Here is a 25,844-nt window from a genome sequence, read left to right as displayed (position 1 = left end):
AAAAATAATCATTGAAAAAATCAGGCCGCACGAACCAGCGCGTGCTTTTTCTTCCCGGCTGAAAGCTTGATCGTGCCGTTAGCGGCAAGATCATCCGCGGTGACGGTATAATTTTCATCCGTGATCTGCTGATCATTGATACGGGCGCCGCCGCCTTTGATCAAACGGCGCGCTTCCCCGTTTGATGCCGCCAGTTTCAAATCCTGATTGCCCAGCAGCACGAAAAGCGGGATGCCTTTTTCCAGTTCGGCGCGGGCAATATCGACACTTGGCAAAGCACCGCCGGCTTGACCTTCTTCAAAGGTTTTACGTGCGGTTTCTTCCGCCAGTTTTGCCGTGGTTTCGCAATGGCAGAGTTTTGTCGCTTCGAAGGCCAGAACCTTTTTGGCCTCGTTGATTTCTGCGCCTTTCAGGGCTTCCAGCTTTGCGATCTCGTCCAGCGGCAATTCGGTAAACAGCCGCAGCAGTTTTCCGATATCGGCATCATCCGCGTTGCGCCAGTATTGATAGTAATCATAAGGCGCCATCTTATCGGCATTCAGCCAGACGGCCTCGCCGCTGGCGGTTTTGCCCATCTTTTTACCGGCGGCATCCAGCAGCAGCGGACAGGTCAGGGCAAAAACCTCTTTGGCGGCGGCGCGGCGCGTCAGCTCGACCCCGTTGATGATGTTGCCCCATTGATCCGATCCGCCCATTTGCAATTCACAGCCGTATTTGCGGTTCAGCTCCAGAAAATCATAACCCTGCAAAATCATGTAATTGAATTCAAGGAAGCTCAAGGATTGCTCGCGCTCAAGCCGCAGCTTGACGCTTTCCATGGTCAGCATGCGGTTGACGGAGAAATGCCGCCCGTAATCGCGCAGAAATTCGATATATTTCAGACCGGACAGCCAGTCATCATTATTGACCATGACGGCGGCATTCTCGCCGTTTTCGTAATCGAGAAAGCGGTCAAAGACGGTTTTGATACCGTCGATATTTTTTTGAATGGCGGCGTCATCCAGCAGATTGCGGCTTTCATCCTTGCCGGACGGATCGCCGACTTTCGAGGTGCCGCCGCCCATCAGCGTGATCGGTTTATGGCCGCATTTCTGAAACCAGCGCAGCATCATAATGCCGAGCAGATTGCCGATATGCAGACTTGTCGCCGTGGCATCAAAACCGACATAGGCGGTCATTGTGCCTTTGCTGAGTTTTTTGTCGAGCGTTTCGGCATCGGAGCATTGGTGCAGGAAGCCGCGCTGCGCCATAATTTGCATGAAATCTGATTTATAGTCCGTCATTGCCCTTGCACCCTTTGTTTTTTACGCCATAAAACTATAACGCCAGCGCGGCGGTGCTGGCAATAGCTGCGATGCGGATTTTATTAATGTTTGCCGTAAGGCGTTTTGGGGCGGTTACTGGGAACGCGGCGCGGCTCCCATTTGTATTTTTCGTTCACGGTGGCACCACCGACGAGGAAAAGGATAAATGTGAGAACGCCGCCCATGAAGCTAGTAAAGCCGGCCTTATCATTATTATCTGCTGTGGCGGCTTGATGCTCGGAAAGTGCTTGAGTGAGAGCTTTGACTGTCTGGAAACGTTCAACATCACTGCCGGTTTTTAGATCGGTCTGAGCCAGCGTTTCATCCAACATGCCAGCATCAATATTATCTACAAAGCCGATCGTCTTCGGATTGATAATTTTTTCGGCAAAGGCGTTATGCAGTTCCTGAAAATGGGTTTCGCTAAGTCCCGCACCGTTTTCCTGCGTGCTGCCATCCAGATATAAATCGCCATAGGCACTCACGGCTAGGCGATTAAAATCGCTTTTCATTTCTGTCAGTTCGGCACTGCCATTGGTTAAAACAGTCTGCGATTCCAGCAGTTCGATTTCGCCTTTCATCTGTTCCAGCTTGGCAAAATCCGCCTGATGTTCGGCCATAATGCTGACCTCCATGGCACTACCCGTCTGGTCAGGCAGCACGACCTCGTCTCCGATTTTGTCAGAAATCATCATCCCGGCAGGGATGGCAAAGGCCAGGCCGATCATGGCGGAGACCGGCATAGCCAGACTATGCGCAACATATTTTGGATTTGTTTTCATGTCTTGTGTCATGTCTTGATGCCTTTTTTAATGCTTGCCATAGGCAGGTTTTGATTTGCGGCGCGGCACGCGTGACGGGGCTTTCTGCCATTCCGAAATGCTCGCGCATATAATATAAAGCAGAAAGGCGGACAGGAGAGTGCCAATACCGGAGGCGAAATACCCGTCTGCAGGGTCTTTGACCGCATCAGCCATTTTCTCGTCCATGGCTTTGGCTGTCTGGAAGCGGTCGACATCGCTGCCTGTTTTCAGTTCCGTTTCGGCCATGGTTTCGTTCAGAAGTCCGGCATCAATTGCGGCATGAAAGCCGAAGGCCGACGGGTCAGCCACATTTTCCGTGAAAGCTTGTTGCAGGCGGTTGAAATTTTCTTCGCTTAAGGCGGGGCCGTCCTTTGTCGCACCGTCCATGTAAAGATCAACATAGTCATTGACGGCCTTTTCGCTGAATGTTGTTTTCAGCGCGGTCAGTTTTTCGTTTTCTCCGCCCAGTCCGGCCTGTGCTTCCAGCAGTTCGATCTGGCCTTTCATCTCTTGCAGGGCGGCGAAGTCGGCTTCATGCTGTGCGACCAGCTCCTGTTGCTGTTCCACCCCCTGATAATCCAGCGGATTGGCCTCACCGTTGATGGCATCGGGAACGGTGGTGAAAATCGTTGCGCCTGCGGCAATGGTTAATGTCCACCATGCCGGCCATGTGCCGATGGTTTTGCCAAGTGCGTGTTTGACGCTGGGACGGGTGTTATCATTGGACATCTGCTGCTACTCCCTTGAATTAATGACCGCCGTATGGGCCGGTTTTTTTCGGTTTGCGGCGCGGTACGCGGCGCGGCTCATAGCCCCATTTTTCATCGACAAAGCTGGTCAGCATGAACAGCAGCAGGAAAGAGGCGACGCTTGCCACCAGCGGTGCGGTAAAGGCATTGTCTTTTTTTGCGGTTTCTTCTTCCAGTGCCGTGGCCAGTTGCTGGTCAAGCTGTTTTGCGGTTTCAAAACGGTCGGTGCCGTCCTGCATGTTTAGATCAGTTGTTGCCAGCGTTTCATCCAGCATGCTTGCCGTGATATTTTCCTGAAAACCGAAATCCGCAGGATTGGCGATTGTTTCGGCGAATTCCGTCCGCAATTTCTCGAAATTCTGTTCGCTTAAGGCTGCACCTTCATTACTGGCACCTTCAAGATACAGATCCATATAGGTGGAAACGGTCTGTTTGCCAAAAGCTGTTTTCAGATCGGTTAATTCCTGACTGCCGTCTGTGAAGGCTGTCTCGGCTTCCAGCAAATCAATCTGTGATTTCATCTCCTGCAATGCGGCAAAATTAGCCTGATGCCGGGCTGTAATGCTTTCTTCCATTGCCGTGCCGATATTATCGGGGGCGGTGGTTTTCGTATCAAGCATGCCGGGAATTGTGCCGAAAGACACGGCAGCGGCAATCGCGGTGGAAATGATCAAGCCCGGTCCTGTGCCGAATGTATCGGCAATAACGCGTTTGATATTGGGCTTTGTGTCTTTCTTGCTCATTCTCATTCCCCGTTAATGCTGGCCGTATTTCTTTTGCGGTTTTTTGACCGGCACGCGCTCCGGCTCCGAATAACGCCAGCGTGCCGCCATTGCCGGTCCGCAAAGAACAAAAAACAGCAGTAAGGTTCCAAGGCTTGCTAGCCCGGCGGCAGCCAAAGGTGCGGATTGCTGATCGTGCAACTCTGTCAGCTTGCCGTCCAGCGCCTTGACGGTTTGGAATTTATCCAGCTCCGTACCTTGATTTAGCCTCGTCTCGGCAAGGGTTTCATCCAGCATGCCTGCGGCGATATTCTCGCTAAAGCCAAGGGTGGACGGGCTAACGATTTCTTTTGCAAATGCGGCGCGCAGCGTTTCAAAAGCTTCCTCGCTGATGGCAGCGCCCTCTGTTTGGGACGCGCCGGAAAGATATAAATCCATATAGCTGTTTAAGGCTTTGTCGCCAAAAGCTGTTTTTAATTCATCTACGGCGGCGCTACTGCCGCTGGCAGCGGCTTTGGCTTCGTTCAGCTCAATCTCGGCCTTCATCTGTTTTAAGGCATCAAAGGCGTTTTGGTGCTGTTCCAGCACGCTTTGCTCCATTGCCGTTCCGGTCCGGTCAGGTGCGGCGATATCACTGTCCATCACATTGGGAATAACGGCAAAATTCAGCCCTGCCGCCGCAGCGGAGCAAAGCAGCCACGCCAGCGGCGTACCAAAAGTCTGGCCGATTTTATATTTGATATTCGGTTTGGTATCTTCCGACATTTTTAGCCTGTCCGTTTTCTTTTGCAAAAGTGAATTAACATAACAAATATATGGCGGTTATGTCAATGGAATTTTCCGTTTTTCTTGTCGCGACCGCGTGTTTTGTGTCATCTTATGAAGGAAGGGGTGACACAAAATGGCACAAGATGAAAACTATCCGGATAAGACTTATATTGCCGTCGGTATGATGACGGGAACCTCGATGGACGGGCTGGATGTTGCCGCCATTCGCACGGATGGGCAGGATTTCACGCGTTTGATCGGTTTTACGCTCATCCCTTATGAAGATGATTTCCACAATTTGCTGAAAACCGTTTTGCGCGGTCAGGATAAGGAAAGGCTGGAAGCGGTCGGCGTGGCACTGACGCAGATGCATGCGCTGGCGCTGGAGAATCTGCTGCTGAAAATGGGGCTGGATATTAAGGAAGTGCATGTCATCGGCATGCACGGTCAGACCGTCTTGCATGAGCCGGATAAAGGGCGCACATGGCAGATCGGCGACGGCCAGATGCTGGCGGATATGACGGGCGTGAAAGTTGTAAATGATTTCCGCAGCGCCGATATGAAGGCAGGCGGGCAGGGGGCGCCGCTGATACCCGTCTATCACCGTGCTCTGGCAAAAAAACTGGAAAAACCCGTGGCCTTCGTAAATATAGGCGGCGTGGCCAATCTGACATGGATTGACAAGCGCGGTAATATGCTGGCCTGCGATACCGGCCCCGGTAATGCCATGTTGGATGACTGGATGCGCCGGAAAACCGGCGCGGCGCGGGATGAGAACGGTGAAACGGCCGCTGCGGGCACAGTCGATAAAGCCGCTCTGAAAAAACTGCTGTCACATCCTTTCTTTTCGATGCCGCCGCCGAAATCGCTGGACCGTGATGCGTTCGACCCGTCTGTGGTGGAACATCTGTCACTGGAGGACGGTGCGGCGACACTGGCGGAATTCACCGTCGAAGGTATTGCCCGTATTGTGGAATTACTGCCCGAGGCACCGCGCAAATGGCTGATTTGCGGCGGCGGACGGCATAATGCGCATATCATGGCACGGCTGTCACAAAGGCTGGGCGCTTCTGTCGAGGCTGTCGAGTCGATCGGCGCCAATGGCGACACGCTGGAGGCCGAAGGCTTTGCCTATATGGCGGTGCGCAATATGCTGGGGTTGCCGATTTCCTTTCCCGGCACGACCGGCGTGCGTGAGGAGATGACAGGCGGTGTCCTGTCCTTGCCAAAAGCCGCGGAAAAAGCTACACTGTAAAGACGCGGAGTCCCGCGGTTCAATGCTAATTTCTCTTTAAGGTTTCATTCTAAGCGAAGCCGCATTTTTCACCTGTTTGAACAAGGATGGTCTGACCATGAGCAGCTCGGTACGCACTTATCTGATGCGCGGAAAAAAACAAGCGGGAGGTCGCAGCGACTTTTTACCCGAAAAATTCCGGGCATTCCTGTCTGCACGCGCCGTGGATATGCTGGGGGTCGTACTCTGTGTTGCAGGGCTGATGTTTACGGCATCACTGGTCAGTTATCACCCTGCGGATCCGTCGCTGAACAGCGCAGGGACGGAGGGTGCCATACATAATTTGATGGGGCGCGGCGGTGCGTATCTGTCCGATATCTTCCTGCAATGTTTCGGGCTGGTATCCATGCTGTTTCCGCTGGTAATGATTGCCGCAGGCTGGCGTGTTTTGATGCGTTATCCGCTGGCCGGCGGTTGGTCGCGGCTGACGGCTTTTCTGACCGGCGTGATGGCGGCGGGGGTCGGTTTTGCGGCTATTCCGGGCTTCCCCGGCTGGTTGATGGGGATGCATCTGGGCGGCAGCGTCGGTGTGGTGATGCTGAATGCCTTGACGGGATTTTTACAAGGGATCGGTATTGCGGCTTTGTTCCCGATGATTGCCGCCGTCTGTTTTACCCTGGCGGTGTTTTCTCTCAGCTATGCGTTGGGCGTGACCTTGCAGCACTGGCTGTACGGTTTTTATAAGATCGCTTACACAGGCTACGGCGCGGCGGCGCTGGGCGTGTCGAAAACAGCTTCTCTGCTGTTCAAAATCGCCTCTTTGCGCCATAGGGGCGGGGCTGATACGTCACAACAACCTGCAAAACGTGTCGCAGTCAAAAGCGGTGCGGAGAAAGCGGAGGAGCGCGGCAATATCGAAACGGTGCTGAAATCGCCGCCGGTGGTCAATCCGCGCAAAGCTGCGCCCGCTCAGAAAAGCGTGCGTGTGGAAAAAGAAAAACAACCGGCATTGCCGCTTGCAGGGGATGACGGGGAAAGCTGGCAATTGCCGACGCTTGACCTGCTGGATGAACCGCCTGCGGCGCAAAATCCGGATCACAACCCCGAAGCTTTGCAGCGCAATGCCGAATTGCTGGAAAGCGTGTTGAATGATTTCGGCGTGGACGGGCAGGTGGTTGCCGTTAATCCGGGGCCGATCGTGACATTATACGAGCTGGAACCCGCGCCGGGGACAAAATCCTCCCGCGTGATTAATCTGGCCGATGATATCGCCCGTTCCATGAGTACGACAACAGTACGCGTCGCGGTTATTCCGGGGAAAAACGCCATCGGGATTGAGCTGCCGAATGCAAAACGCGAAACCGTGTTCCTGAAAGAGCTGCTGATGACGCGGGAATACGAAAAGACTGGTGCAAAACTGCCGCTGGTGCTGGGTAAAAATATCGGCGGCGATCCGGTCATTGCCGATCTCGCCAAAATGCCGCATTTGCTGGTGGCGGGAACAACGGGGTCGGGTAAATCCGTTGCCGTCAATACAATGATTTTGTCATTGCTGTATCAAATGTCACCCGAACAATGCCGTTTGATTATGATTGATCCGAAAATGCTGGAACTCTCCGTCTATGACGATATTCCGCATCTGCTGACGCCGGTGGTGACCGAACCGCATAAAGCGGTGACGGCGCTGAAATGGGCGGTCGGCGAAATGGAAGACCGTTACCGCGCCATGTCGAAATTGGGCGTGCGCAATATTGACGGTTATAACCAGCGCATCAAGGAAGCCCGTCAAAAAGGTGAAGTGCTGACCAACCGTGTCCAGACAGGTTTTGACCATGAAACCGGCAAACCGGTTTTTGAGGAACAGCCGATACCGCTGGTCGAATTGCCGTTTATTGTCGTGATTGTCGATGAGTTCGCCGATCTGATGCTGGTGGCGGGCAAGGAGGTCGAAGCCTGTATCCAGCGTCTGGCGCAAATGGCGCGGGCGGCGGGTATCCACTTGATTATGGCGACGCAGCGCCCCTCCGTTGATGTGATTACAGGGGTGATTAAGGCCAATTTCCCGACACGGATCAGTTTTCAGGTGACGTCAAAAATTGACAGCCGTACGATTCTGGGTGATGGCGGCGCGGAACAGTTACTGGGGCGCGGCGATATGCTGTTCATGCCGTCAGGCGAAAAAATCATCCGCGTGCATGGTCCTTTTGTGGATGATGACGAGGTTGAACATGTCGTCTCCTTCCTGAAAGAACAAGGCGAACCCGACTATGTCGACAGCGTCACGGTCGGCGGCGAGGATGACATGTTCAAAGGCATCGCGGCAGGCGGCGGCAGCGAATATGACGAGCTGTATGATGAAGCCGTTGCGCTGATTATCCGTGAAAGAAAGGCATCAACCAGCTTTGTCCAGCGGCATTTGCAGATCGGTTATAACCGCGCGGCCCGCATTATTGAGCAAATGGAAAAAGACGGGTTGATCAGCGCCGCCAATCATGTCGGCAAGCGCGAGATTCTGCTGGAAGACCGGGAAAATTATTAAAAGCTGACAGGGCGCGTGGCTTAGGCGTGTCCGGTAATACTGGATAGCTGTGCAGGTGAAACACCGAGAATTTCCAGCGCTTTTTCCCATTTGTCATGGGTTTTGGTATCGAAAATCAAAGAGGGATCGGCCTCGATCGATAACCAGGCATTTGATTGCAGCTCCTGTTCCAGCTGGCCTTCGCCCCATCCGGCATAGCCGAGGGCGAAAATGCTGTTCTTGGGGCCACAGCCCATGACGATATCCTGTAGAATTTCTATGGTGGCGGTAATGCCGACATTTTTGTCCAGCACAACCGTGTCCTGATGGACATGGTCGGTGGAATGCAGGACAAAGCCGCGTGTCATTTCAACAGGGCCGCCGAAATGCACATCGGGCAAAAGGCCGGGGTCGATTTCAATGCCGTCCAGTTTCAGCTGGGTTAGAATGTCGCGGAATTCCACAAGTTTCAGCGGCTGGTTGACGACAATCCCCATCGCGCCGCGCGCATCATGCGAACAGATATAGACAACGCTTTTTTCAAAACCGCTGTCGCGCAAGACGGGTGTTGCCAATAATAACCGCCCGGTCAGATAACCTTCCGCTGCGCTGTCGTCCGTTTTTTTGATATCATCCATACCCAATTTGAAACCTTCCGGTATTACCTTGCCTGTCATCACATTTTAGCACATGTCATGTGAAAAAACCTTTAACTTGCTTTAACGGGTTTGCGTTTGCACGACATAGGCGGACAAACGATCACGCATGGCGATGGCATTGGGCAGGTCGGCGCTGCGGCCCTCATGGCTGATGACGGTGAATCTGTTGTCATGCCCGTGGAAAAAGAGCGCGGCGGCACTGTCCAGCCCGTCGCCGATACAGGCAATATTGCCGCTGACATAGATATGCCCGCCGGATAGCGCCAGCGCATCGGCGGTGTTAAAAGCGTAATCTCCCCCGCAGCGTGCTTTGGCGCGTGCCAGATATTGCTTGACCATATCCATGAAGCTTTTGCTTTTGGGCCAGTTGAAAATCTGGGCATTGCCGAACAGTTTTTTCTGCCGCCAGGAATAAATGCCTTCGTTTTTATGCATGGTGTTCAGCGAAGAAATTTCCAGCGCCGATTGCAGCAATGTTTCCAGCGGATCACGGGGCTGTGCCTGAACCGCCTGCGGTGAGGCAGCGGCAAGGGTATTTTGATTTTGCACGATGGCAGGCTGGACATCAGGACGGGCAGTCGCGAATTCGCGCGGCGGCACGGCTTCGCGGCGGGCGACTTGCTCCTGCGGCAGCGGTGCGGCAGCGGTGAATTTTACGGCGGGTTTGCGCTGCGGCAATTCACTGGCGATTGTCTCATGCTGTATGGCGGCGGCTGTTTCTGCAGGGGCGGGGGGCGTATCATGCAGTGCATGTGTGCAGTCGTCAAAATCCTTGGTGCTTTGCATCGTGCCTTCCAGCGCGAAATGCAGATGGGCACCCGGTGTGCGGATACGCAGCGTGCTGCCGCGTGCGAAACTGTCAAGAAAACCGAAATCCTGCCCCATTTGCGCAACCATAATACGCGGGGAGACGGCATCGGACACAATCGAGCGCTGCGCTTGGCCGGCGATGACCATATTCAGGGAATATTTGGCGCCCGTTTCCAGCAAATCCTCGTAAAAATCAATCGCCAGCGACATGTTATCTTCACCGTCACGGGAGAAGATCAGCGAGACATTGGCGGCGGGGAAATCATTGCGCATGGTGCAGTAAGGCGGCGCATCATCTAAAACAACCTGTTTAACAGGCCATGAGGATGTGGCGGGGGCCAGCGGCTTGGCATTGGCTGCGGCGGCTGTCTTGGCCGGAAATACGCCCAGCGCAAACATGGTCAGAAGCAGTGTGAAAACGGCAGTCAGCTTTGCGCAAAAATTTGTCACTTGAAAACGACGCCTCCTGAATATTGATAGAACCGGCGTCATTTATAACATGGTTTTTGCAAAAAATAAATGGCGTAAACGCCGTTATTCCGCGGAAAAATCCAGTCCGATGTCAAGACAGCGGGCGCTATGCGTCAAGCCGCCGACGGAAATCAGGTCAACACCGCTGGCGGCGATTGCGCCGACACGCTCCAGCGTCACGCCGCCGGAAGCTTCGGTCAGCAGGCGTCCGCCGATCATATTCACCGCGGTTTTCAGCATTTCAGGCGGCATATTATCCAGCATAACGATATTGGCGCTGCCGTTTTCCAGTACTTCCTCCAGCTGCGCCAGCGTATCAACTTCGATCTCGATTTTGACCATATGCCCCGCAGCCTCTCTTGCCGCATTCAGCGCGGGATGGATACCGCCGGCAATGGCGATATGATTGTCTTTGATCAAAATGGCGTCATCCAGACCAAGGCGGTGATTCATGCCGCCGCCCATGCGTACAGCATATTTTTCCGCCATACGCAGGCCGGGTGTTGTTTTGCGGGTGGAACAGATACGCGCTTTATGCGCGCCGGCTGCCGCGACAAATGCCGCCGTTTTGGTGGCGATGCCTGACAGTTTTCCGGCAAAATTCAGCGCAACGCGCTCTGCCGAGAGGATGGCGCGGGCATTGCCGCGGACACGCATCAATTCGCTCATTTGAGAGATCGAATCCCCGTCTTTCGCCAATAAGGTAATTTCCAATGACGGGTCAAGCGCCAGAAAAGCCTGTTTTGCGAATTCCAGTCCGGCAACAACACCGTCTTCACGCGCATGCATCAGCACGGTTGCGGTGGCGGTTTCGGGAATAACGGCCTGACTGGTGATATCACCCAGCCGCCCGAGGTCTTCGGCAAGCGCCTCTTCCACCAGTTTTTTCACCAGCAGATCGGGCAGGGTAAAGCGGCTTCCGATGACAGGTTCCGTATGCAGGGCTGTGATATTCGCTGTTTTCTCAGGCATAGACTTTCTCCTTCACCTCTGCGCTTTCGGCAAGCGGCAGATCGGCTTCTTTCAAAGTAATATAGCTGCGGTGTTTCCAGACCGCGCTGTCGCCGGGATAATCGAGGCGGAAATGACCGCCGCGGCTTTCACGCCGTTGCAATGCGGCTGTCGCGACCAATCGTGCCACCAGCGCCGCATCGGCGAGCGCAGCAACGGTTTCCAGTTTGCGGAAAATATCGATGGCCTGTTTTAAACCGCTTTCATGGCGGGCAACACCGACCAGACGTGTCATCACTTCGCGCAGCTCTGTGCGGGCGCGGGTAACAACCAGATCGCGGTCATTCAGCGGTACATATTTTTTGGCAATCTCGCGGCAGTAATCAGGTACGCGCAACATCTTTGTTTCCGGCATTTTTTCCAGAAACTGATGGATATCCGCTGCGGCGCGTCCACCCATGACAACCGCTTCCATTAAAGAATTACTGGCAAGACGGTTGGCGCCATGCAGTCCGGTCGAGGCGACCTCGCCGCAAACCCATAAGCCTGACAGGCTGCTGCGTCCATTGGCATCGCTGGCGATCCCGCCCATATGATAATGCGCGGCGGGATGAACGGGGACGGGAACATGTTGCGGGTCCAGCCCTGCCGTCATGCAGGCATCGCGCAAGGCGGGGAATTCCTGCGTGTTGATGTTGCGGCAATCCAGAAAGACGCGCTGCCCGCGGCTCAGCTCCGCAAAAACGGCGCGGCTGACGATATCGCGCGGGGCAAGTTCCGCCATCGGATGCTGGTCGGGCATAAAGCGTTTGCCGTCTTCAGTGATTAAAAGCGCACCTTCACCGCGCAAAGCTTCCGTTGCCAGCGGGGCGGGGTCACGCCCCAAAGCCAGCGCCGTCGGGTGAAACTGCACGAATTCCATATCGGCCAAGACCGCGCCTGCGCGTGCCGCCATGGCAATGCCGCGGCCTGTTGCAAAATTCGGATTGGTCGTATGCGAATACAGCGCGCCGATACCGCCTGTTGCCAGAATAACGGCAGCGGCGGGGAACAGACTTAAATCTTCCGTCTTGCTGTCATAGGCCAGAATGCCGGAGAGTGCGCCATGAGTTTGCGTATATTCACGCACCAATGCGACCGCGCTTTGAAAGGCGACAAAGCGGATATTTTTTTCCTTTGCCGCGGCGGTGGTCAGGGCACGCATCAATTCCTTGCCGAAACCGTCACCGGCTTTGGCACGCAAAACGCGGCGGCGGCTGTGGCAGGCTTCATGGTTTAAAGCAAATTCACCTGTCGCGGGATCATGTTTGAAATCGACACCATAGCTTTCCAGTAATTTGATATATGCGGGCGCGTCACGCGTTAATGCGGTCGTGACATTTTTATCAGATGTACCTGCGCCGGCTTTCAGCGTGTCGCGCGTATGGGCGGCGGCGCTGTCTTCCTTGGCAACAGCGGCGGCAATCCCGCCCTGTGCCCAGCAACTGGCACAAATGCCGTTCAGTTCCGCTTCACTTAATACTGTGACCTTGCGTCCGGCTTTGGCCAGCGTCAATGCGGCGAATAATCCTGCCGCGCCCGCACCAACGATGACGGTTCCTGAGCTTTCTTCAATTTGTATTTTGCTGTTTTTTACCATGGTGTCCTCACCATCTTTAAAGTTTAAGCCGTTACAGCCAGCATCCGTTCAACGGAAAGCTTGGCACGTGCCGCAACGGCAGGGTCAACCGTCACCTCGCCCGACATGTTTTTCAGGCAATCGAGGATTTTCGGCAGCGTAATCCGTTTCATATGCGGACACATATTGCAGGGGCGGACAAATTCCACACCGGGATTGTTGACGGCGACATTGTCGGACATCGAACATTCGGTAATCATCACCACGCGACCGGGCTGTTTGTCGGTCACGTAATCGCTCATCGCTTTGGTTGAGCCTGCGAAATCGCAAAGTTCGACAACTTCGGGCGGGCATTCCGGATGCGCCAGAATAACGGCATCGGGCCAGGCCTTGCGGAACTGGCGGATGCTGTCGGGCGTAAAGCGTTCATGCACTTCACAGCTTCCGGCATAGGTATGGATTTTCTTTTTTGTCTGTTTGGCGATATTCCGTGCCAGATACTGGTCGGGGATCATCAGGATTTCATCACTGTCAAAAGATTCCACAACCGCCAAAGCATTGGAGGAGGTGCAGCAAATATCGGATGCCGCCTTCACCTCGGCAGAGGTGTTGACATAGGTGACAATCGGTACACCGGGATATTTTTCGCGCAAGAGCTCAACATCCGCCGCCGTAATGGATGCCGCCAGTGAGCAGCCTGCCTCCATATCGGGGATCAGCACGGTTTTCTCGGGGCTGAGGATTTTCGAGGTCTCGGCCATGAAATGGACACCGGCCTGAATAATAACCTGCGCATCGGTTTTTGCGGCCTGCTGCGCCAGTTGCAGAGAGTCGCCTGCGAAATCGGAAATGCAGTGGAAAATCTCCGGCGTCATATAGTTATGCGCCAGAATAACCGCATTTTTTTCTTTCTTCAGTTTGTTGATTTCATAGATATAGGGCGCAAAGGCAGGCCATTCGGCGCGGGTGATAACTTTTGCAACGCGCTCATACAGCGCCTCGGTTTCGCGCGCAACCTCTTCCGTATAGGCCAGTGCCGTTTCGGTTTCCGCTTTTGCGGGAATGGTGCAATTGTCTTTCTTTTTCAGCGCGTCTTTGGTCGTCAGCATGGCCCTCTCCTTTATCTTTTGCAGTGCCGTGGGCGAATCACTCATTTATTCTCCATATGAGTATATTATATACTCCAATTGAGTATAATATCAAGAAATAAATTGCAAGCAGTTTTTTCACTTTTTTCTCCGCCCCTGCGGATGGCTTGATTTCTTGACGGTTCTGAAGTAGCTTGAGCCACATTCATGTGAGATATTTTCAAGGGGCTGACGATGATGAATACGGAGAAAGTTTTGGAAAGCGAAAAACCGCAAATGTTCTGGACGCCTGATGTGGAGTGGAGCGCAGCCTCGCAGATGAATATCTTCCGCGTCATGATCGAAAAAAACTATAATGTCACGCTGCCTGATTACGAGGCGCTGTGGCGCTGGTCGGTGAAAAATACCGGCGCTTTCTGGTCGGAAGTCTGGGATTTTTGTGAGGTCATTGCCGAAAAGAAAGGCGATGAGGCTTTTGTGTCCGGCGCAAATTTGCAGGAGGCGGAATTCTTCCCCGATGCCCGTCTGAATTTTGCGCAAAATCTTCTGCGCCGCCGCGATAACGGCGCGGCGTTGATCTTCCGCGGCGAAGAGTGCGTCGAAAAAACTGTCAGTTTTAAAGAGCTTTATGATGCGGTCAGCCGCACGGCGCAGGCTTTGAAACAGGCAGGGATCGGTGAAGGCGACCGCGTTGCAGGCTATATGCCCAATATGCCGGAAACCATTATTGCGATGCTGGCGGCGTCCAGCCTTGGCGCAATCTGGGTCTCGGCTTCGCCCGATTTCGGGGTACAGGGCGTGTTTGACCGTTTCGGTCAGGTTGATCCGAAAGTCCTGTTCGCTGTCGATGGCTACAGCTATAACGGCAAGGACATTGATTGCCGCGAAAAACTGGCGGAAATCGTCAGTAAGCTGCCGACATTAAAACATGTGGTGTTGGTCGATTATATCAAGGGCAAGGATATCGCTGTCGAGAAGGAAGTTCGTTACACGGATTTTGTTGCACCTTTTGAGGCAGGCGAGATCGCCTTTGCGCAACTGCCTTTCAATCACCCGCTTTATATTATGTTCTCCTCCGGCACGACGGGAAAGCCGAAATGTATTGTACACGGCGCAGGAGGCACATTGCTGCAGCATTTAAAGGAACATCGCCTGCATTGCGATCTGCGCGAAGATGAAAAACTGTTCTATTTCACCACTTGCGGTTGGATGATGTGGCAATGGCTGGTCTCCGGTCTGTCCGCGAATGCGACACTAATGCTGTATGACGGCTCTCCTTTCTACCCCGACGGCAATGCGCTGTTCGGTTTTGCGGAAAAATACGGCTGCAATATTTTCGGCACATCGGCAAAATTCATTGATGCGCTGCGCAAGGGCGATTTGTCACCGAAAGACAAGCACGATCTGTCCACGGTACGGATGATCACCTCGACAGGCTCGCCGCTGGTGCATGAAGGCTTTGACTATATTTATGACCATATTAAAGAGGATATTCATATCGCCTCGATTTCCGGCGGCACGGATATTGTCTCCTGCTTTGTGCTGGGCAATCCGCTCTCTGCTGTTTGGCGCGGCGAAATTCAGGGACCGGGTCTGGGCATGGATGTCGATATTTTTGATGAAAACGGCGAACCGGTGCGCGAACTGGCAGGGGAACTGGTCTGCAAAACAGCCTTCCCGTCCATGCCGGTGATGTTCTGGAATGACGAAACAGGCGAGAAATATCACGACGCCTATTTCGCACGCTTTGACAATATCTGGTGTCACGGCGATTGGTCGCAATGGACGGAGCATGGCGGGCTGATTATTTACGGACGCTCGGACGCAACGCTTAATCCCGGCGGTGTCCGCATCGGCACGGCGGAGATTTACCGTCAGGTCGAACAATTGCCGGAGATTAAAGAAAGCATCGCCGTCGGACAGGACTGGGATGATGATGTCCGTGTCGTGCTGTTTGTGGTAATGGCGGAAGGGGCGAAGCTGGATGATGATCTGAAATCCCGTATCCGTACCGCCATCCGCACAGGCGCATCGCCGCGTCATGTTCCGGCAAAAATTATCGAAGTCGCTGATATTCCGCGCACCAAAAGCGGCAAAATTACCGAGCTCGCCGTGCGCGACGTGATCCACGGCCGGCCGCTGAAAAATATCGAGGCGCTGGCCAATCCTGCAGCGCTGGATATCTATCAGGACATGCCGGAACTGCAAGAATAAGGAACCGCATCCATGCAAGACAAGCCGGAAAATAACCGCCGCCGGACGATTGTGAATGTGTCGGCCTTATATATCGTGTCTTTATGGCCATTCCTGAATTTCATGGATCATAACTGGGGTGTGATGACCGGACGCATTCTGGGTTATGGTCATACGGTGTTTGCCGTCTGTTTTTTGCTGGCCGCTTTGCTGGGCGGAATCTTCTATAAAATCGGTTTTGCGCGCTGGTGCTTTGTCTTCTGTGTTCTGGTGCCGACGGTGTTTTTATACGGGGTGCTGTTCTCCCGGCTGGATCCGCTGTTGCAGGCCTATGCCGGTTATGAATATAACGGCTCGGAGCGCTATAACGTCAACCATGCCGTTGATGCCGTTTACGGTTTTTTGTTTCTGTTGGCGGGGCTGGGGGCCTTCAGGCTCAGTCGCGTGAAAGACAGTCATCAACTGGCCTTGGTGCTGGCTTTGGCACTGGCTGTGCTGCCCGCATCAGGCATTGCGGGTAAATTATTGCATCAGGGCGATAATGACAATGTGCAGGTGGCCTTTGCCACGGATAAGGATTTTGTGAAAAAGCCGAATGTCTATCTGATTGCGATGGACGGCTATCCGCGCGGCGATGTGATCAAGGATGTCTTTGATTACGATAATGATGTCTTCCTGAATCAATTGGAAGGCTACGGTTTCCATGTGCTGAAAAAGGCGCAGGCCAATTATCCCAATACGCATCTTTCCATGGCCTCTACCCTGCAAGCCGCCTATCTGGATAGGAACAGCAATCCGTTATTCAGTGCAAAATGGCATGCGATCGTCACGGGCGAGAATGCGTCCGTCCGCTATTTTAAGGATCAGGGCTATGCTTTTGCCCTGATGGAATCGGGGATCTATGCCTTGACGAAATGCGTCGGCCTGGAAGATATGTGTTTGTCATCGCCGCAATTTTCGCTGTCGGAACATGAATATGCCTTATTGCGGCAAACACCTTGGGCGTTTCTAAAGCGGTTGCTGCCCATCAAAGTCTATCTGACCGAAACAGGGGCAAATCTTGGTAAATTACGCACCCATCTGTCGGCGAAGAAACCGGTGCAGCCGTTTTTCCTGTTTGCCCATACCGTGCCGCCGCACGCGCCCTATGCCTATAACCGTGATTGCAGCGTGAAAGCGCAATTCGATCACGGCTATGCGGAGGCGTTATCCGGTCAGGGGCCTGCCTTTTTTCAGGGTTATCTTGATAATATCATTTGTGCGAATAAACAGGGGCTGGAATTTGCGGAATATGTGACGAAAAACGATCCCGAAGCGATTGTTGTTCTGTTCAGCGATCACGGCAGCCATTTCACGATGGATTGGCAGAGCAGTACATGGAATGACCGCAATATCCGGGAAAGATTTTCAACGCTGGTTGCCATCCGTGCGCCGGAGGCTTGCCAACAGCATCTTTACGACGGCATGAGCAATGTGAATATCATGCGCTTTGTCTTTGCCTGTCTGACGGACACCGCGCCGGATTATCTGGAAGATAAAAGCTATTATTCAAGCTATGTGCCCGACACACCCTATTACGGGGAAATCATTACATTGGAAGAATTGAAAGAGGAAGCGGCTTCAACTGTTCCGGACATAGTGGAATAGCGTGCGGCCCGAGGCGGAGACGGTTTCCTCACGGACAATACGGCCTTGCGCTTCCAGAATCTTACGAAAGTTTTCGATCGTATAATCCGGAAAAATATCTTCCCGCAGTGCCAGCATGCGCGTGATCATCGGGTCGCTTTTCGGCACGAATTCGATTACGCCCTGCGGTGCGAAAGCCGTCAGCCAATATACGGCCTCATCTAAAGGAATGTTTTTTCCGATGACCAGATGATGCAGGAAAGCCAGCCCGATCAGCGCATCGGCCTTTAATCGTGTTTCCAGATTTTGCCGTTCTTTCAGCAGCCAGCCCTGTGCGGGTGACGGATTTACGGCATCCATCTGCAGGGGCAGCAGCGGCAGTTTGTTGTCGCGGGCGCGCAGATAGGCGGCTTCGACCGCCAGCGTATCAAAATCAAAACCGATAACATGTCCGGCGCCGTTTTCCAGCGCCGCTTTTGAAAATGCGCCGGTATTACAGCCCATATCCACCAGCAGAGCGGGTTTTACTTCTCCTGCAAAGCGGGCGATAAAACCGGTTTTCTTTGCGGCTTCGTCAGAGGAATAACTGTTATCTTCCGCATAATCCGACCATGTGGTTTTGCGTTCTCCGCGCGGTTCCAGTTTTTTGATCCAGTCACGCAGATTACCGAGAATGCTTTTATAACCGTTCTTGCTCAGCTTGCGCGTGTTCAGCGTTTTCAGCTCGTCGGTCTGTTTTTCCAGCGAGGATTGCTGCAGAGAAGCCAGCATCTTAACATTGGTCAGAATATTCCATGACAGACAATGGCGGAATTTCAGCAATTTTGAAAATTCCTGTGTCGGAATACCGTCCATATTGCCGCGATACCATGCGTTATGCGCCGTTCCGAACAGATGGCGCAGTAAAAGCGGGTTTAAGAACTGTTCGCAGAACTGCTGATGTCCTGTCCAGAATTCGCCCTCCTGATAGGAACGCAGGGACAGAATATCAATAAAGACAGGATTGTGACCGATGAATTGTACGTTATAAGCGCTGGCATCGGAAAAGACCAGATCATGTTCCAGCGCCTCGATCTGAAGGTCGAGGTGAAACACCGCCGCCTTTTTTAACTGGTGAAAGCACCATTCATAAGGATAGGAAATAAAGGGAACAGGCTCATGTTCAAGGCAGTAAACGGCCTCAGGGTCGGGGGAGGTTCCGGCAGGGGCGGCGGATGTCCGTACCAGCTTGCCCGCGGCCATCCATTTTTCCGGCAGGCCGGTGGCCTGTGCGGCATCATAATGTGCCGCGCCATAGGCGGTGACTGTTCTGAAAATTCGTCCGTCCTGCGTGAAGACCCGTCCGGCGGGGTCGCGGAAAGACGCGCCGTCACGTGTCGCCATCGCCGTTATCCTGCGGACTGTCAGCGCCGCCGAAAGAGTTTTTGATTTTGCCGAAGAAAATCGTGATCTTCAGCCAGAAGATTTTTACCGCAGCCAGCGCGGCGGCAACGCCCGCGATCAAAGCCTGCAGGATCAGGCTGCCCGTTCCCGGATCAAGATAGGCGTGGGCGGGGCCGGTTGTGGAAAGCAAGATCAGGATGCTGAATGACGCAAGTAAAAGCATGGACTTAATCCTTAGAAGGTTTTTTGCCGCAGAGTTGATAGCGTCTTTTATTTTATAGGAAGAGGAAGACGGGATACAAGTCTTCTCTGCAATCGTGCCGCCTTGACAAACGCGCCGGGGTATTTCAAATTATCGGGCAAAGCAACAGTAGATAAATGCCGGAAGGAAAGGACGAATGCGCGGATATTTCGCCATGGGGGTTGAGGGCAGCAGCAAACCTCATAATCTCGGAAATCTGGTGCGGTCGTCGCATTCTTTCGGTGCCAGTTTTTTCTTTACGGTGGCACCGGTGGTTGATGTCCGCAGCGTTCGCCAGACGGATACCTCGGATGCTTTTGACCATCTGCCCTTTTATAATTTCGAAAGTATCAATGATTTGAAGCTGCCGCGTAAATGTGCGCTGGTCGGAATTGAGCTGATGGAAGATTCTGTGGAGCTGCCCAGTTTCCGCCATCCGCTCAGGGCGGCATATATATTGGGGCCGGAACGGGGCAGTTTGTCAGAGGCGGTTGTGGAGAAATGCGACCATATTATAAAGATCCCGATGAAGTTCTGTGTCAATGTCGGCGTGGCCGGTGCCATCGTCATGTATGACCGCTTGATTAGTCTTGGCCGGTTTCCTGCCCGCGGAGTCAAGGCAGGCGGGCCTTCGGAGTTTTTGCCGGAGCATGTGCAGGGTGGGCAGGTTATCCGTTCAGGTAAAGAAAAGCCATCAGGCTAGTTTCCGTAAAAAAGTAACTTTATAATCTGTTTCTGAAAAAAAGCGAAAGAAAATTCTACAATTCTCTCGCCGGATAGGGTTTTGTTTCGAAACAGGGGTTTTGAGAGAATCAAATAGAAAACATAATACCGATTTTTATATATTTCCATAATGCGGTTATATATGACATATTCCTTTAACATTTTTGTAATTTAATTACAAAATTAACGAAAAAATAACTTTTTATTTCTGATTAGCTTGCATTCGGGCGAATCGAACCTAAAATAACCTTGAGTAAAATGACAGAAACAAAACTTTTGGTAACGGCGATTCCCTCTATGTGGCAACCGAGACCATGCAGACAAAACAGGTTTTTGTGTTGCGCCCGACGTTAACTGACAAGTTTACACTGATAAGTTTAACGGAGAGCCACTGCCACTAAGAAGGTTGTTTCTACTCTGATTAATAAATAACAAATAAAGTAAGGAGTAACTCCGTCATGGTAGACAAGAAAGAAGATGTAAAACGGCATGTCGTTATGGATATTGACTCGGGCGCCGTATATGGCCTTGCCCTGAAAGAAGACGGCACCGTCTTCGGTATGCAGAAATTTGACCGCGATCTTCCTACTATTTTCGGACTTCCTCCGAAACAGAAAGGTCCCGGAATGCCGCCCGGTATGCCCGGCGCGCCCGATGAAGATGAACTGCCTTACGGCAAAACCGTTTACGCGGTTGATCTGGCAGGTTCCGAGGACAGAAATCTTTACACAATCGTCTTCCCGGATAAGGAAGAAGTCGAAGCAGGCCAATTGCCGCATGTCGGCGTGAAGTCGCTGCCGGCCAATCTGGTCAAAGCAGGACTGGCTGCGTGGCCGGATTCTTTGAAATCCGCTGTAGAGAAAGATCACGAAAATGAAGAAGCGCTGAACGCAGCCATGAAAAACATTCTGGAGCTGGTCGGTCTTGATAACGTCAAGAAAGATCTGAAACAGAATATCGCGATGGCACGTTTCATCCGCGCAAAATCCGAAGTTCTGGAAGCCAAAGGCAGCGAGAACACCGGACCGTCCCTGCACCTGGTCTTCACCGGTAACCCCGGTACGGGTAAAACGACGGTTGCGCGCGAATACGCAAAAGTTCTGCACGCGCTGGGCTTCATTAAAAAGCCGAAAGTTCACGAAGTGACACGTCGCGACCTCGTTGCAGGTTATGTCGGCCAGACCGCGCTGAAAACGCGTGAGCAAATCGACAAAGCAAAAGGCGGCATTCTGTTCGTTGACGAGGCATACGCCCTGACGATCAGCAACGCCGGTAACGATTTCGGTAAAGAAGCAATTGCCGAGCTGGTTGCCGCAATGGAAAACATGCGTGATGATCTGGTTGTGATCGTTGCCGGTTATCCCGAGCCGATGAAAAAATTCATCGATGCCAATGAAGGCCTGAAATCACGCTTCCAGACCTATCTGACATTTGATGATTACAATATCGACGAGCTGTCCCAGATCATGGACTTCATGCTGGAAACACGCGGCTACACGATGGAAGATGATGCGAAAAAACACGCTGTTTCGATCATCAAAAGTGAAATGGGCAATGCCAAAGAACATTTCGGTAACGGTCGCGAGGTACGTAACCTTGTTGATAAAGCTGAAAAACACATGGCGTTCCGCCTGGATCAAACCGGCATGCTGAAAAAAGGCGCTCTGCCCGAGGACGAGCTGAAAAAAGCTCTGACGACCATCACATTGGAAGATGTGAAATCGATCAAGCTCTCGGGTGTTGACTCAAAAATCAGCAAAGGCGTTATCGGCTTCATGGAAGAAGACGATAAAGAGAAAGCCAAAAAAGCCAATGACAACAAAAGCACGCCGCCGGCACCGATTGTTCCGGAGGGTGACACTTTAAAAACAGGTGGCTTCCAGCCGCGCTCACATAAAGGTTTTGGCCGTTAATTTGAACGCCGGATCGTTTTAAAGAATGGAAGGCTGCTTTCGGGAAACCGGGCAGCCTTTTTCTTTGTCTACTTCTTGACAGATAGGTAGCTGTAAAGTAATATGTAAATTATTATTTTAGATATGATCGTCGTGTAAGGAAAAGATAATGAAATTTATGTCACGTTTACTGTCTGTGTTTCGTTCTGCGAGTGCGGAGGAAGCTGGGCAGGATTTTGATAAATGGCCTGACGAGGTACGCGCATCTGCTGTAAGACGGTGCAGTCATATGACTTTTGCTACGCAGGATGAAGAAACAGCGATAGCAACTGCACAGGAATATACGGCACAGCTTTACCGTGATGGAGTTGTAAAAACGCCCAAACTTACTGTGCTCGGAAAAGAAGATCTGACAGCAAAATATACCGACCATACCGTATTGAAAGCGCGGCATAAAGTAGAGTCGGCCAAGGGAGGGGTATTGTTCATAAAGGACGCTTATAAATTAGCGGAAGATCAGTATGGGCGATATGCCCTTAATTCGGCCGTGCTGGAGATTCTTGGCACGGTCGATAATGATCCCGTGATAATTTTCTCTGGTCAGGAAAGCGAAATGAAAGATTTCTATTCCCAATATCCGAAATTGACGGAATATTTCACGCCAAAATATATTCCGCAACAATCCTCCCGATCTATTATACCGAAACATGCTGCCTTATCCTAAGTTTCCCTGTTGAATAGGCTGTCTGGCATGGCTTTTTCTTTTGCCCGCTAGGCAGCGCGGTGATATATTCGTGGCAAATCTTCACGAGCCCTATCAACAGGAGGTATCCCATGCAGACACAACGCAAAACGGACGGGACGATGATGCCGGATCTGAGCAAAATCCTGACAGAAGCGATGGACGGGATGCGGGCGGTCTACCATGCGGATGAAACGGAAACGCTGCAGCAATTGGCTGCGGGACTTGATCTTGCGGAAGAGAAGCGGGAGCGCGTCAAAAGCCGTGCCGCCGATCTGGTGCATAATGTGCGCGCAAACCGCAAGCGTTTCGGCGGCTTGGACAGCTTTTTGCAGCAATTCGGACTGAACACGCAGGAAGGGATTGCACTGATGTGTCTGGCAGAGGCACTGCTGCGTATTCCCGACAGTGATACGGCGGATAATCTGATCCGTGATAAGATGGGAAAGGCCGATTGGAATAAGCATGTCGGCACAGGCGACGATATTTTCGTCAATGCCTCGACATGGGCGCTGATGCTGACGGGAAAGGTGATCGGCAATTTTGATACGGATGACAGCGGCAGGGATAATCCGCCTGCGGCCGCTGATCTGGTCGGCAATATGGTCTCGCGTCTGGGCGAGCCGGTCGTGCGGCAGGCGATGCTGCATGCGATGAAAATTCTGGGACGCCAGTTTGTCATGGGGCGCACGATTGAAGAAGCGATCAAACGCGCCCGCAAGGAAGAGGCGCTGGGATACCGCTATTCCTATGACATGCTGGGCGAAGGCGCACGTACCCGCGCAGATGCATCACGCTATTTCGAGACCTATAAAAAGGCGATTGAGGGGATCGGCGCGTCGGTTAAAGGCCGTGACGGTGCCTCGCCTGTGACCACGCCAGGTATTTCCGTCAAGCTCTCTGCGCTGCATCCGCGTTACAGCTATGCACAGCGCGATATTTGCGTGCCGGAACTGGCGGAAAGCCTGAAACAGCTGGCACTGGTTGCGGCCAAATACAAAATCGGCCTGACCGTTGATGCGGAAGAGGCTGACCGTCTTGAAATCTCGCTGCAAATCTTCGCCCGTGTTTATCTTGATCCGGAGATTGCGCAAACCGGCTGGACAGGTCTGGGGCTGGCAGTTCAAGCCTATCAGAAACGCGCCGCCGCCGTCATCGACTGGCTCGGCGAGCTGGTGCATGAAGGGCAGGCCATACTCGGCAATACGCGTCCGGTTATGGTACGCCTTGTCAAAGGCGCTTACTGGGACAGCGAGATCAAACATGCGCAGGAATTCGGCCTGCCCGGCTATCCGGTCTTTACGCGTAAACATGCCACCGATGTGTCCTATCTTGCCTGTGCGGAAAAGCTGATGAAAAACCGCGATTTGTTTTATCCGCAATTTGCCACCCATAACGCCCATACGCTGGCATCTGTGCTGGAAATGACGGGTGATGATCAGGGCGGCTTTGAGTTCCAGCGCCTGCACGGCATGGGGGAGCCGCTTTATCACCAGATCGTCGGCCTTGCCGGTGAGGAGGGCAAATATCCCGTCCGTATTTACGCCCCTGTCGGCGTGCATGAGGATTTGCTGCCCTATCTGGTGCGCCGTTTGCTGGAAAACGGTGCGAACAGCTCATTCGTAAACCGTTTGCAGGATGATTCCGTACCGGTGGTGGATATTGTGCGCGATCCGCTGACCTATATGCAGAATGTTGATTTTATGCCGCACCCGAAAATTCCGTTCCCTGCCAATATGTATGGCGCATCGCGGCAAAATTCCGCAGGGGTTGAACTGGCCGATCCCGTGATAGCGGATGCGCTCTTGGCCGGTATCGCCAAACACAGCAAAAAAATGTCCTATACGGCAGGGCCGATCATTGACGGCAAGCTGCGCTTTGATAAAAAACGCGCCCGCGATGTCATTGACCCGTCCAATAACGCCAATATTATCGGACGCCTGAGTGAGGCGACGGAACAGGATATGAAAGATGCGCTGGCCTCTTGTAAGGCTTATTTCCCTGAATGGCGCGATACGCCTGCGGCGGAACGTGCCGCCTGCCTGTCGCGGATGGGGGATCTGCTGGAACGTCACCGTGATGAATTCATGGCGCTGTGCTGCCGCGAAGGCGGAAAAACCCTGCCGGACGGCATTGCCGAAATCCGCGAAGCCGTTGATTTTTGCCGTTATTATGCGGCAGAGGCGGAAAAGAATTTTTCCACGCCGCTGGAAATGCCCGGCCCGACGGGGGAGCGCAATCAATTACAATTACAGGGGCGCGGCGTGTTTCTGTGCATCAGCCCGTGGAACTTCCCGCTGGCGATTTTCCTCGGACAGGTGACGGCGGCACTGGGCGCGGGTAATTGCGTCATTGCCAAACCGGCGGGACAAACGCCGCTGATCGCGCTGCGTGCGGTGGAGCTTTTGTATGAAGCCGGTATTCCGAAACAGGCACTGGCTTTTGTGCCGGGTTCCGGTCGTCTGATGGGCGAGATACTGGTCGCATCGCCGGAAATCGGCGGTGTGGCAATGACCGGCTCAACGGAAACAGGCTGGGTGATTAATCAGACACTGGCGGCGCGGCGCGCGGCGATTGTGCCGCTGATTGCGGAAACCGGCGGTCAGAATGCGATGATTGTTGATTCCAGTGCGCTGCCCGAACAGGTGGTGGATGATGTGATTATCAGTGCCTTCCAATCGGCGGGGCAGCGTTGCTCGGCTTTGCGCGTGTTGTTTTTGCAGGAGGAAATCGCCGATAAAGTCATCAAAATGCTGGATGGCGCGGTGCAGGAGCTGGTGCTGGGTGATCCCGCGCTGCTCTCCACCGATATCGGCCCTGTCATTGATGATGCGGCACGTGCCGGTTTGCAGGCGCATATTGACGAAATGGAGCAAAGCGCAAAACTGCTGACACGGGCGCAGCTCTCGCCCGAACTGGCAAAACAGGGCAGTTTCCTTGCGCCTTGTGCGTTCGAAATCGACAGCCTGTCGCAACTGACGGAGGAACATTTCGGCTGCATTCTGCATGTCATCCGTTATAAAAGCCGCGACCTGAATAAAGTGATTGATGCCATCAATGATACGGGCTTTGGCCTGACGCTAGGCGTGCATACACGGGTCGAACATACGATGCGCAAAATTGCGGCGCGGGCCAATGTCGGGAACTGTTACGTTAACCGCTCGATGATCGGTGCGGTGGTCGGAGTGCAGCCATTCGGCGGGCAGGGGCTTTCCGGCACCGGTCCGAAGGCGGGCGGCCCGCATTACATGCTGCGCTTTGCGACGGAAAAAACGCTGACGGTTGATACCACGGCATCGGGCGGTAATACGACGCTGGTCTCGCTGTCGGAAGATGATGCAGGATAATC

At 53.1% G+C, this 25,844-nt stretch carries 20 protein-coding genes; 8 read left to right on the top strand and 12 right to left on the bottom strand.

Features of this window, described 5'->3' with window-relative positions; translation table 11 throughout:
- Nucleotides 1-20: 20 nt before the first annotated feature.
- The 5 genes from HND56_09520 to HND56_09500 form a co-directional block, all read right to left on the bottom strand.
- Entirely contained in the window at nt 21-1,283 is a 1,263-nt protein-coding gene (locus HND56_09520; protein QKK05910.1) for a tyrosine--tRNA ligase, read from the bottom strand.
- A gap of 83 nt (nt 1,284-1,366) precedes the next feature.
- Complete coding sequence (locus tag HND56_09515; protein ID QKK05909.1) at nt 1,367-2,098, bottom strand: hypothetical protein; 732 nt, start codon at nt 2,096-2,098, stop codon at nt 1,367-1,369.
- 15 nt (nt 2,099-2,113) lie between these two features.
- Nucleotides 2,114-2,836 carry a hypothetical protein gene (locus tag HND56_09510; GenBank protein ID QKK05908.1) on the bottom strand — a complete coding sequence of 241 codons (723 nt, stop codon included), beginning with the start codon at nt 2,834-2,836 and terminating at the stop codon, nt 2,114-2,116.
- Nucleotides 2,837-2,855: 19 nt separating this feature from the next.
- The gene (locus HND56_09505; GenBank protein QKK05907.1) at nt 2,856-3,599 is read right to left on the bottom strand and encodes a hypothetical protein; all 744 of its coding nucleotides are present in this window, start codon (nt 3,597-3,599) and stop codon (nt 2,856-2,858) included.
- A 12-nt stretch (nt 3,600-3,611) separates the two neighbouring features.
- The gene (locus tag HND56_09500) at nt 3,612-4,343 is read right to left on the bottom strand and encodes a hypothetical protein (protein ID QKK05906.1); all 732 of its coding nucleotides are present in this window, start codon (nt 4,341-4,343) and stop codon (nt 3,612-3,614) included.
- A gap of 136 nt (nt 4,344-4,479) precedes the next feature.
- On the opposite strand from HND56_09500, the gene HND56_09495 reads away from it, so the two are divergent.
- Both HND56_09495 and HND56_09490 read left to right on the top strand, forming a co-directional pair.
- Nucleotides 4,480-5,601, top strand: coding sequence for an anhydro-N-acetylmuramic acid kinase (locus tag HND56_09495; protein QKK05905.1), 1,122 nt, complete (start codon nt 4,480-4,482; stop codon nt 5,599-5,601).
- A gap of 97 nt (nt 5,602-5,698) precedes the next feature.
- Nucleotides 5,699-8,119 carry a cell division protein FtsK gene (locus tag HND56_09490; GenBank protein ID QKK05904.1) on the top strand — a complete coding sequence of 807 codons (2,421 nt, stop codon included), beginning with the start codon at nt 5,699-5,701 and terminating at the stop codon, nt 8,117-8,119.
- Nucleotides 8,120-8,139: 20 nt separating this feature from the next.
- Here HND56_09490 and HND56_09485 read toward each other — a convergent pair whose 3' ends face one another.
- The 5 genes from HND56_09485 to nadA all read right to left on the bottom strand — a co-directional run bounded on the left by HND56_09485 (nt 8,140) and on the right by nadA (nt 13,716).
- Nucleotides 8,140-8,736, bottom strand: coding sequence for a YqgE/AlgH family protein (locus HND56_09485; protein QKK05903.1), 597 nt, complete (start codon nt 8,734-8,736; stop codon nt 8,140-8,142).
- An 81-nt stretch (nt 8,737-8,817) separates the two neighbouring features.
- Nucleotides 8,818-10,017, bottom strand: a complete 1,200-nt coding sequence (locus tag HND56_09480; protein QKK05902.1) for a hypothetical protein — start codon at nt 10,015-10,017, stop codon at nt 8,818-8,820.
- Nucleotides 10,018-10,101: 84 nt separating this feature from the next.
- Nucleotides 10,102-11,010, bottom strand: coding sequence for a carboxylating nicotinate-nucleotide diphosphorylase (gene nadC / locus HND56_09475; protein ID QKK05901.1), 909 nt, complete (start codon nt 11,008-11,010; stop codon nt 10,102-10,104).
- Nucleotides 11,003-12,628, bottom strand: a complete 1,626-nt coding sequence (locus HND56_09470; protein QKK05900.1) for an L-aspartate oxidase — start codon at nt 12,626-12,628, stop codon at nt 11,003-11,005. The genes nadC and HND56_09470 overlap by 8 nt, the downstream gene beginning before the upstream one ends.
- 23 nt (nt 12,629-12,651) lie before the next feature.
- Nucleotides 12,652-13,716, bottom strand: coding sequence for a quinolinate synthase NadA (nadA, locus tag HND56_09465; GenBank protein QKK05899.1), 1,065 nt, complete (start codon nt 13,714-13,716; stop codon nt 12,652-12,654).
- A gap of 213 nt (nt 13,717-13,929) precedes the next feature.
- Here nadA and HND56_09460 point away from each other — a divergent pair, with 213 nt between their 5' ends.
- On the top strand, nt 13,930-15,909 hold the full coding sequence (locus HND56_09460) for an acetoacetate--CoA ligase (protein QKK05898.1): 1,980 nt from the start codon (nt 13,930-13,932) through the stop codon (nt 15,907-15,909).
- Between the two features lie 12 nt (nt 15,910-15,921).
- Nucleotides 15,922-17,535, top strand: a complete 1,614-nt coding sequence (locus HND56_09455; protein ID QKK05897.1) for a sulfatase-like hydrolase/transferase — start codon at nt 15,922-15,924, stop codon at nt 17,533-17,535.
- Here the strand turns inward: HND56_09455 and HND56_09450 are convergent.
- On the bottom strand, nt 17,509-18,657 hold the full coding sequence (locus HND56_09450; protein ID QKK06616.1) for a class I SAM-dependent methyltransferase: 1,149 nt from the start codon (nt 18,655-18,657) through the stop codon (nt 17,509-17,511). The genes HND56_09455 and HND56_09450 overlap by 27 nt on opposite strands.
- A 226-nt stretch (nt 18,658-18,883) precedes the next feature.
- On the bottom strand, nt 18,884-19,120 hold the full coding sequence (locus HND56_09445; GenBank protein QKK04155.1) for a hypothetical protein: 237 nt from the start codon (nt 19,118-19,120) through the stop codon (nt 18,884-18,886).
- 175 nt (nt 19,121-19,295) lie between these two features.
- Between HND56_09445 and HND56_09440 the strand changes: the two genes are divergently transcribed.
- The 4 genes from HND56_09440 (at nt 19,296) to putA (ending at nt 25,842) form a co-directional block, all read left to right on the top strand.
- Nucleotides 19,296-19,841 carry an RNA methyltransferase gene (locus HND56_09440; GenBank protein ID QKK05896.1) on the top strand — a complete coding sequence of 182 codons (546 nt, stop codon included), beginning with the start codon at nt 19,296-19,298 and terminating at the stop codon, nt 19,839-19,841.
- Nucleotides 19,842-20,319: 478 nt separating this feature from the next.
- On the top strand, nt 20,320-21,774 hold the full coding sequence (locus tag HND56_09435) for an AAA family ATPase (protein ID QKK05895.1): 1,455 nt from the start codon (nt 20,320-20,322) through the stop codon (nt 21,772-21,774).
- 148 nt (nt 21,775-21,922) lie between these two features.
- Nucleotides 21,923-22,477: a hypothetical protein gene (locus tag HND56_09430; protein QKK05894.1), complete on the top strand. Its 555-nt coding sequence runs from the start codon at nt 21,923-21,925 to the stop codon at nt 22,475-22,477.
- 176 nt (nt 22,478-22,653) lie between these two features.
- Nucleotides 22,654-25,842, top strand: a complete 3,189-nt coding sequence (gene putA / locus HND56_09425) for a bifunctional proline dehydrogenase/L-glutamate gamma-semialdehyde dehydrogenase PutA (protein QKK06615.1) — start codon at nt 22,654-22,656, stop codon at nt 25,840-25,842.
- Nucleotides 25,843-25,844 lie beyond the last annotated feature (2 nt).

Source organism: Pseudomonadota bacterium (assembly GCA_013285465.1).
Taxonomy (GTDB): domain Bacteria; phylum Pseudomonadota; class Alphaproteobacteria; order Micavibrionales; family CSBR16-224; genus CSBR16-224.
This window is presented reverse-complemented; position numbering and strand designations above follow the sequence as displayed.